The organism is Solimonas variicoloris DSM 15731, from assembly GCF_000382285.1.
Lineage (GTDB): Bacteria > Pseudomonadota > Gammaproteobacteria > Nevskiales > Nevskiaceae > Solimonas > Solimonas variicoloris.
The window spans coordinates 62,320-71,273 of record NZ_KB907942.1 but is presented as its reverse complement, the minus strand read 5'-3'; the positions used below and the strand labels follow the sequence as shown (position 1 = coordinate 71,273).

General features: G+C 71.7%; 7 protein-coding genes. 5 read left to right on the top strand and 2 right to left on the bottom strand.

Going from position 1 to position 8,954, the window contains the following annotated elements:
• Nucleotides 1-42 precede the first annotated feature (42 nt).
• The 4 genes from prfA to H149_RS0116120 are packed head-to-tail and all read left to right on the top strand — an operon-like array spanning nucleotide 43 to nucleotide 3,027.
• Nucleotides 43-1,125: a peptide chain release factor 1 gene (gene prfA / locus H149_RS0116135; protein WP_020650806.1), complete on the top strand. Its 1,083-nt coding sequence runs from the start codon at nucleotides 43-45 to the stop codon at nucleotides 1,123-1,125.
• Entirely contained in the window at nucleotides 1,122-1,952 is an 831-nt protein-coding gene (prmC, locus tag H149_RS0116130) for a peptide chain release factor N(5)-glutamine methyltransferase (RefSeq protein ID WP_020650805.1), read from the top strand. The genes prfA and prmC overlap by 4 nt, the downstream gene beginning before the upstream one ends.
• Nucleotides 1,949-2,695: a HesA/MoeB/ThiF family protein gene (locus H149_RS0116125; RefSeq protein WP_020650804.1), complete on the top strand. Its 747-nt coding sequence runs from the start codon at nucleotides 1,949-1,951 to the stop codon at nucleotides 2,693-2,695. The genes prmC and H149_RS0116125 overlap by 4 nt, the downstream gene beginning before the upstream one ends.
• On the top strand, nucleotides 2,692-3,027 hold the full coding sequence (locus tag H149_RS0116120; RefSeq protein ID WP_020650803.1) for a hypothetical protein: 336 nt from the start codon (nucleotides 2,692-2,694) through the stop codon (nucleotides 3,025-3,027). Before H149_RS0116125 ends, H149_RS0116120 begins: the two co-directional genes overlap by 4 nt.
• A 43-nt stretch (nucleotides 3,028-3,070) precedes the next feature.
• Here the strand turns inward: H149_RS0116120 and H149_RS23370 are convergent, their stop codons facing one another.
• Nucleotides 3,071-3,403, bottom strand: a complete 333-nt coding sequence (locus tag H149_RS23370; protein WP_154654867.1) for a hypothetical protein — start codon at nucleotides 3,401-3,403, stop codon at nucleotides 3,071-3,073.
• A gap of 30 nt (nucleotides 3,404-3,433) precedes the next feature.
• Nucleotides 3,434-5,872, bottom strand: coding sequence for a tetratricopeptide repeat-containing protein (locus tag H149_RS0116110; protein ID WP_020650801.1), 2,439 nt, complete (start codon nucleotides 5,870-5,872; stop codon nucleotides 3,434-3,436).
• A 68-nt stretch (nucleotides 5,873-5,940) separates the two neighbouring features.
• Here H149_RS0116110 and H149_RS22360 point away from each other — a divergent pair, with 68 nt between their 5' ends.
• Nucleotides 5,941-8,952, top strand: a complete 3,012-nt coding sequence (locus tag H149_RS22360) for a toll/interleukin-1 receptor domain-containing protein (RefSeq protein ID WP_051101884.1) — start codon at nucleotides 5,941-5,943, stop codon at nucleotides 8,950-8,952.
• Nucleotides 8,953-8,954 lie beyond the last annotated feature (2 nt).

Sequence of the window (8,954 nt, the reverse complement as noted above, 5' to 3'; positions counted from 1 at the left end):
GCCAGCTTCGAGCGGCCTTCCTGAACTGAACGAGCATCACCGATGAAACCGTCCCTGCTGGCCAAGCTCGAACAGATGGCCGAACGCCGCGAAGAAGTCGCCCGCGAACTCGGCGATCCCGCCGTGATCGGCGACAACGAGAAATTCCGCCGCCTGTCGCAGGAATACGCGCAGCTCGGGCCGCTCGCCGAGAGCTTCGCCGCGCACCGCGATGCGACGCAGGCGCTCGCCGATCTGGAGGTGATGCAGTCCGATCCCGATCCGGAGCTGCGCGAGATGGCCGGCGCCGAGTGGCCGCAGGTGCGCGAGCGCATCGCCCAGCTCGAGAGCGAGCTGTATGCCTTCCTCGTGCCGAAGGATCCGCTCGACAATAACAACGTCTTTCTCGAAATCCGTGCCGGCACCGGCGGCGACGAGGCGGCGATCTTCGCCGGCGATCTGTTCCGCATGTACTCGAAGTACGCCGAGAACCGCGGCTGGCAGGTCGAAGTGCTCAGCACCAGCGACGGCGAGCACGGCGGCTTCAAGGAGATCATCTCGCGCATCATCGGCTTCGGCGCGTACTCGCAGCTCAAGTACGAATCGGGTGCGCACCGCGTGCAGCGCGTGCCGGAAACCGAGGCGCAGGGCCGCATCCACACCTCGGCGGCGACCGTCGCGGTGCTGCCGGAAGTCGAGGAATCGCAGATCACGATCAACCCCGCCGACCTCAAGTTCGACACCTTCCGTTCGAGCGGCGCCGGCGGCCAGCACGTCAACAAGACCGAGTCGGCGATTCGCGTCACGCACGTGCCGACCGGTGTCGTCGTCGAGTGCCAGGAAGAGCGTTCGCAGCACAAGAACCGGGCCAAGGCGCTGGCCTTGCTGCAGGCGCGCCTGTCCGAGGCCGAGCGCGAGAAGAACGCCAGCAGCCGCGCCGCCGAACGCAAGAAGCTGGTCGGTTCGGGCGACCGCTCGGAGCGCATTCGCACCTACAACTTCCCGCAGGGACGCGTCACCGATCACCGCATCAACCTGACGCTGTACCAGCTCGAGCGCGTCATCGCCGGCGACCTCGATCCGGTGATCCAGCCCCTGCTCGCCGAGGCACAGGCCGAGGCGCTCGCCGAACTCGGCGAAACGTGAAGCTCGACGCCGCCCTGACCCAGGCGCAGGCCGCGCTCGCCGGCTGCAGCGACAGCCCGCGCCTCGACGCCGAGCTGCTGCTCGGCCACGTGCTCGGCTGGTCGCGTGCGCAACTGTTCGCGCGCCTGCACGACGAACTGGACGCCGCCGCCGCCGCGCGCTTCGACGCGCTGCTGCAGCGCCGCCGCGGTGGCGAGCCGGTCGCCTATCTGTGCGGCACGCAGGGTTTCTGGAGTCTGACGCTGGAGGTTTCGCCGGACGTGCTGGTGCCGCGTCCGGAGACCGAGCTGCTCGTCGAGTGGGCGCTGGAGCGCATTCCGGCGCGGGGCGCGTTCGCGGTCGCCGACCTCGGCACCGGCAGCGGCGCGATCGCGCTGGCGCTCGCCGCCGAGCGCGGCGAGGCGCGGATCGTCGCGATCGACGTGTCGGCGGCGGCGCTGTGCGTCGCGCGCCGCAACGCGCAGCGTGCCGGCCTGAGCAAGGTCGACTGGCGCGAGGGGCGCTGGTGGCAGCCGCTGGCGGGCGAGCGCTTCGACCTGATCGTCTCCAATCCGCCGTACATCGCGCGCGACGATCCTCATCTCGACGCGCTGCGCCACGAGCCGCTGCAGGCGCTCAGTGACGGCGCCGACGGCCTGCAGGCGTTGCGCGAGATCGTCGCCGGCGCTGCCGCGCACCTGCGCCCGGGCGGCTGGCTGCTCGTCGAGCATGGCTGCGATCAGGGTGAGACGGTGCGCGCCCTGTTCGCCGCCGCCGGCTTCGGCGATATTGCGACGCGCCGCGACCTCGAAGGCCGTGAGCGCGTGACCGGAGGATGCCGACGATGAGCGATTTCGCCCGCTACAGCCGCCAGGTGGTGCTGCGCGAGGTCGGCGTCAACGGCCAGCAGCTGCTGCGCGATTCGACGGTCCTGGTGATCGGCCTCGGCGGCCTCGGCTCGATCGCCGCCGCGTATCTCGCCGGTGCCGGCGTCGGCCGCCTGCTGCTCTGCGACCGCGACGGCGATCGCGTCGAGCTCAGCAATCTGCAGCGGCAGCTGCTGTACCGCCAGGCCGACGTCGGCCGCGCCAAGCTCGATGCCGCCGCCGCGCAGATCCGCGCCCTCAATCCGGGCGTCGCGGTCGAGACCCGCGCCGGCGAGGCCGGGCTGGCGGCGGTGCGCGAGGCCGACATCGTGCTCGACTGCACCGACAACTTCCCGGCGCGCTACGCGATCAACGCCGCCTGCGTCGCCGCGAAGAAGCCGCTGGTGTCGGGCGCCGCGATCCGTTTCGAGGGCCAGCTCGCGCTGTTCGACCTGCGCCACGGCGGACCGTGCTACCGCTGCCTGTACGCCGACGAGGGTGAGGCCGCCGAGACCTGCGAGGAGGCCGGCATCCTCGGTCCGGTGGTCGGCACGGTCGGCAGCCTGCAGGCGCTGCTGGCGACGAAATGGCTGCTCGGCCTGCGCGACGACGCTGGTCGCCTGCTGAGCTGGGATGCGCGCCACTGGCAGTGGCGCACGCACGTGATGCGCGCCGATCCGGAATGCCCGGTGTGCGGCGCCAAGACCCTGGGGAGAACCGCATGAATGAAATCCTGGTGATGCCGCGCCCGCTCGCGATCCGCATCCTGCATGCCGCGCAGATCGCGGCGCCCGAAGCGATCCGCGGCGTGGTCGGTGCCCGCGGCGGCGAGCCGCGCGCCTTCCATCCGAGCCGCGACGCGGTCGCCGGCGACGAGACGCTGTGGGCGCGGCTGTGGTCGCATCCGCAGGCGGCGGCGGTGCCGACGGCGAGCGAGCTGCGCGACGGCGAGCTGAGCCTGGTCGTCTCGCTGAACACCAAGGGCGTGCTGGAAATGCGCGCCTGGCGTCTGATCGGCGGCGCCGCGCAGGAACAGGTGCTGAAGATTCGCGACTGAGACGTGCAGGTGCGGCATGGGACGCCGTCAGCCGCGTCGCTCGTTAGCCTCGACGCTCTTCAAACAGAGGCGGATTCTTCCAATCCTGATCATCGTCGGAAAGACACTTGAAGGTGAGGTCGACCTCTTGTGGCGACCACCCGCGAACGCCGCTGGTCAGCATGCGGATCGGCAGCATCTGGAGTTTCTGCTGTTCGCAATACCGGCTTGCGTCGCGGAGTGCGAGAGCTTTGATGTCGCTCCATGACATGCCGCCGCGCGCCTTCGCAGCGACGATGAAGGTGTCTTTTCCTGCGGGCGTTATGGCGCCCGTGCTGGCGCACGCCGCTAGTAATGACGACAGAAGTAAAGCCAGCGAGGATGCCCGCGTCCGCATTTGCGTTCCCCCCAAGGCGCAAGCGGCTGCTCAAGCAGCGCGGCGCAATGAGTACAGGCGATAGGTGCCGAACTGCTTGGCGAGATCGATCTCGCCGGCGTAGTCGAGCATGAAGCCGGCCGGCGCTTCCAGCGCCAGGCGGGCGGCGAAAGCTTCGGTCACGTAGATCATGCCCGGCGGCACGACCGGTTCGATGCGTGCCGCGAACGACAGCTGCGTGCCGTAGTAGCTCGCCTTCTGCTCGATCGGGTCGTAGCCGGCGTAGGCGGGCGCGTAGTGCGCGGCGATGCGCAGCTCCAGATCGGCGAGCACGCCGTCGTGGCGCAGGCGGCGTTTCTCGATGTACTGCTGGATGTCGGCGACGATATGCGCGGCGCTCGCGGCATCGGCAGTGACGACGTGCAGTGCGTCGCCCCAGGTCTGGCGGACCAGCACCTGGCTGCCGCGGCGGTCCAGCACGCGCGCCAGCGACTGCATGATGTCGCGGTAGTAGCGCGGAAAGACCGGATCGCGCAGGCGGCGGAAGCTCGCGAAGTCCGCGAAGATCAGGCCGACCATGCGCCGCTGCGCCGAGCCGCCGTCGGCTGGTGTCCTGGCGAGGCCGGCGTCGCTGCCGCCGCGGCAGCGCAGGCGCGGCGTCGCCGCGTAGTCGACGACCTGCAGCGGCAGGCCGAGCCGCGTCGCGCCGAGGCGCGCGAGGCCGCGGCTCGCGGCGGCCGCCTCGGCGCCGGCCCAGCGCTGTTCGCCGACGAGAAAGCCGCGCAGCATCGCCACGCCGTCGGCGGCATCGAGCAGATGCTGCAGGCGATGGGTGATGCCGCTGCCGGCGCGACGCCAGTAGCGCGCGAGCTCGGCCGGCGTCGCCGGCAGCGTCAGGTAGAGCCGTGCGCCGCGCGTCGCGAGCTGTTCGCCGAGCGCCAGTTCGAGCGGTGAGGACAGCGTCAGATGCAGCAGCGCGCGCTGGCGGGTCAGGGCGCGCAGCGCCGTCGGCAGCCGCAGGTCCGGCGTCGCTGTTTTCGTGTCCGCCGTTTCGGCGCGTTGCAGCAGCACGACCGGTGGCAGGTGCAGCGCGTCGATCAGCGCCGGGTCGCGGCCCAGGCGCAGGCACAGCGTGCGCAGCTGCAGGCGCGTGCGGCTGCGCCGGGTGATGTCGTCGCACAGCAGCCGGTCGGCGGCGGCCAGATGCGCGTGGCACGTTTGCGGTTCGTCGAGCAGCAGCGCCGCCTCGGCGCGCGTCGCCAGCTGGTAGAACTGCGCAATCTCGTCGTCCGCCGGTTCGGCGGCGAGCCGTTGCAGCGCCTGCCGCGCCAGACGCCGCGCTTCGCTGCGGCGGCCGGCGAGCATCAGCATCGAGGCGGCGTTGATCGCGCTGTAGTAACCGCCGTGACGACGGAACGCGACGAGGTAGGCGCGCGCGGCGCGCGCGTACTGCTGGGCATCGTGGCCGCCGAGCGCGAGGTCCTTCTCCAGGCGGCCATGCAGCGCCAGCCAGTCCTCGTCGATCTCCTCGTCGCCGAGATCGAGGCTGCGGTAGTGGTCGAGCGCCATCTGCACGTTGCCGGTGTTGGCCAGCGACTGGATGCGCAGGTAGTCGAGCCGCCGCGAGCGCAGTCCGCTCTTGAGCGCGCGATAGACGATGTCGTTGCACGACAGCTCGTTGCCGACGCGGCGCGCCGACTCGGCGGCGCGCAGCACGCGCGACAGTTCGTCGTCCTCGACCGGCGCCGGGCTTTCGGACGGCGCGTCCTCGCGCGCCGGGTCGACCAGATGCAGCTGGCCGTGATCGGTGCAATGCACCGCGTGCAGGCGCAGTTCGGCCGGAATGCGCGCCGGTGTACGGCGCCAGGCGACGATCTCGGCCGTGCCGCCGGGCTCGACCGATGCGAACGGGCGCAGGATCGCGACGAGATGATCGGCGTGCTGGGCGATGATCGCGGCGAGACGCCGGTACTGGTGCTGGCGGAACGCGCGCGAGCTGAAGGTCGCCGCCCCGACGTCGTCCGGATACAGCGGCACGATCGCCGAGCAGCAGCGCAGCAGCTGCTCGGCCTCGGCTTCGAGGCGGCGCCGGCCGGCGCGCGAGATCTGGCGGTGCTCGTCCTGCGCGCGCAGCACCCAGTCGTGCACCAGATGCGGGATCGGCACCGGCAGCAGCGCCGTCATTTCGAACGGCACGTTGCGCGCGCGCAGCCATTCGGCGGCGGTGTCGAGGAACAGCATGTCGGCGCCCGGCGCCATGCCGACGAACAGCGACAGGCGCGTCGCGCCGTCGCCGAGCAGGGCCGGCAGCACGCGGCGGGTCAGCTGCAGGCGCGCGCGTCGCGCCTCGCTGCGACTCAGCAGCAGGTGGCCGCAGCCGCCGACGCTCAGGCAGCGCGCCCCGCTGCCGGCACGGCGATGCGCCGCCAGCCATTCGCGCAGCGGCAGTATCGGCACGCCGGTGGTGCCGGCTGTTTCGTGAATCCCCATGTGGCGTTTCGCCGTTCCCTGTGGCGCCATTATGATGCGCTCTGGCAGCTTCGGCAGGCGGGGGGCGGGTGCAGCAGGGGGCGCGTTACTGGGCTTTCATCAGCTACAGCCACCACGACCGGCAGTGGGCGCGGTGGCTGCATCGCAAGCTCGAGACTTACCGCGTGCCGCGCCGCCTTGTCGGCACGGCCGGCGCCGATGGCGTGCGCCCGCGCCGCCTCAATCCGATCTTCCGTGACCGCGACGAGCTGCCGAGCTCGGCGGATCTCGGCGGCATCGTCAATCGCGCGTTGCGCGACTCGCGCTATCTGATCGTCATCTGCTCGCGGCATGCCGCCGCCTCGCGCTGGGTCAACCAGGAGGTCGAGACCTTCAAGAAGCTCGGCGGCGAACAGCGCATCCTGTGCCTGAAAGTCGACGAGACCGACGACAGCGCCGCCTGCTTCGTGCCGGCGCTGCTGCAGCGCTACGACGCCGAGGGCCGGCCGACCGGCGAGCCGGCCGAGCCGCTCGCCGCCGACGTCGCCGCCGCGGCCGACGGCCGCGACGGCGCAGTGCTGAAGCTGATCGCCGGCATGCTCGGTATCGGCTACGACGATTTGCATCGCCGCGAACAGCGCCGCCGTGTCCAGCAGCGCATCGCCGCCTCGGCCGCCGTGCTCGCGCTGCTCGCCGCTGCCGCCGCCGGTTGGCACTGGCAGCAGAACGAGAAGCGCCGCGCGCTCGACGAGCAGGCGCGGACCGCGCGCATCGCACGCCTCTACGAGAGCGGACGCGAGGAACTGCTCGCACACAACGAGGCGCGCGCCGCGGTGCTGCTCAACGAGGTCTACGCGCTCGGCATCGATACGCCGGCGCTGCGCTATCTGCTGGGCCGCGCGATGCAGGTGGTCGATGCGCAGCAGCTGCGTATCGACACGCCGTCGCCGCCGATCGACGTCGGCCTGTCGCCGGACGGCAGCCGCGCCTTCGCCGTCGGCCTCGATCGCGTGCTGCGCGGCTACGACGTGCGCAGCGGCGCCCGTCGCTACGAAGTACCGCTTGGGGCGATGCGCAGCTGGCTGTCGGCCTACAGCGCACGCGGCGGGCTGATCTGGATCGACAGCCATCACGGCGATGCGCCGCAGCATCGTCTGCGCCTCTACGACGCGGCGAGCGGCGCCGCCCTCGCGCAGTACGCGCTCGGCGAAAACGGCGGCATCGTGCTGCCGCCGGTGGCGAGCGACGACGCCCACGTCGCGTTCATCGCGCCGGACGGGGCGATCATGCTCGCCGCGCCGGGCGGCGCCGAGCGCCGCATCGCAGGCCGCTACAGCGCCGTGCGTTTCTGCCGCGACGCCAACCTGCTGCTCGCCGCACGCGAGGATGGCATCGTCGAGCTGCGCGGCCTCACCGACGCCGCGCCGCGCCGCCGCTACGAAGGTCTGCGCGAGCGGCCGACCATGCTCGCATCGACGGCCGGCTGCGCCCTGCTCGCGGCCGGCACGGTCGCCGGCGCGGTGCGCGTCTGGGAGGGCTCGTCCGGCAACGTGCTGATGAGTTCCGGCCATCGCAAGTCGGTCACCGATCTCATGTTCAGCCGCGACGGTTCACGGCTGCTGAGTCTGTCGCGCGGCGCCGCCGGCATCTGGAACGGCCACAACGGCGCCTTGCTCTACGCCAGCAAGTTCTTCGGCGGCAAGGGCAACGTCGTGGCGCTGCGTCCGGACGGGCGCCAGTTCGGCCAGATCCTCGAAGGGCGGCTGTCGATCCTCGACGCCCGCGCCGGGCTGGAGGCCTACACCCTCGACGGCCATCTCGGCGCGCCGAACACGTTCCATTTCGCCGCCGATGCGCCACGGCTGATCAGCGGCGGCGCCGACGGCGCGCTGGTGGTCTGGGCGCTGCCGGATCTGGCGCCGGCCGAGTTCGGCTCGGCGCCGCCGGATGTCGCACCGGCCGCGATCTTCAACGCCGCCGGCGATCGTCTGTTCGTCGGCGAGGCGCGCGGCGGCGGCACCTTGTGGCAGCGTCAGCCGCTGCGCCGGCTCGGCGACTATGCGCAGGACGAGGGCGTGCTCAGTGTTGCGGCGCTGAGTCGCGACCAGTCGCTGCTCGCGACCGGCTCGTACGGACGCGCGGTGGCGATCGTCGAGTTGCCGGCGGGGCGCGTGCGCCATCGCTATGCCGAGGTCGGCGGGCGTCCGACCGCACTGCAGTTCGATCTTTCCGGCCGCTATCTCGCCGCCGATATCGAAGGCGATGGCCTGCAACTCTGGGATACGACGAGCGGCGCCGCGCTGCTGCGCTACGGTCCCGGCGAGGTCCATGCGTCGGCGTTTTCGCCGGTGGCGCCGCTGCTCGCGCTCGGCCAGCGTGGCGTCGTGCGGTTCTACGACGTGCACAGCGGCGCCGAGCGCTGGACGGTGACGCTGCCGATCGACAACGAGGCCGACGCCAACGTCACCGTGCTCGCATTCAGCGGCGACGGCCAACGGCTGCTGGCGACGGCGCAGCGCGCGCGGGCCTTCATCCTCGACGCCGCCGACGGCCGGATCCTGCAGCGGATCGACGATCCGTCCTCGGCCTACTTCAACGTCGGCACCTTCAATGCGCAGGGCACCCAGGTGGCGCTCGGCGACTGGTCGAACTCGGCGCGCCTGTGGCGCCTCGCCGACAACCGCCTGCGCACGCTGCCCGGCCATACCGCGTCGGTCGACTCGGTGGGCTTCGATCCGTCCGGCGCGCTGCTGCTGAGCGCCGGCCAGGACGGCGTGGTCAAGCTCTGGGACGCCGGCGACGGCGAGCTGCTCGACTCCTTCATGGCGCACGACGGCGTCATTCCGTGGCGGCGTGCGCGTTTCGCTCCGGACGGCGCGGCGTTCTTCACCAGCGGCCGCGACGGCGTCGCGCGCCTGTGGCCCCTGACGCTGGAGCAACGCGATCCGGCGACGATCGCCGCGCGGCTCGCCTGCCGCTCGGCCTGGCGCGTCGCCGATGGCGCCGTGGCGCCGCGCGCGATCGACGCGCGCGCGTGCCGTGCCGCGGACCAAAAAAAAGCGGCGGACCCGAAAGGTCCGCCGCTCGCGGCGACGCCGTAGCG

Bases quoted from the DNA above. Each gene is read 5' to 3' on its own strand.
- H149_RS0116125 (WP_020650804.1), top strand. From the start codon at position 1,949: ATGAGCGATTTCGCCCGCTACAGCCGCCAGGTGGTGCTGCGCGAGGTC.
- prfA (WP_020650806.1), top strand. From the start codon at position 43: ATGAAACCGTCCCTGCTGGCCAAGCTCGAACAGATGGCCGAACGCCGC.
- H149_RS23370 (WP_154654867.1), bottom strand. From the start codon at position 3,403: ATGCGGACGCGGGCATCCTCGCTGGCTTTACTTCTGTCGTCATTACTA.
- H149_RS0116110 (WP_020650801.1), bottom strand. From the start codon at position 5,872: ATGGGGATTCACGAAACAGCCGGCACCACCGGCGTGCCGATACTGCCG.
- H149_RS0116120 (WP_020650803.1), top strand. From the start codon at position 2,692: ATGAATGAAATCCTGGTGATGCCGCGCCCGCTCGCGATCCGCATCCTG.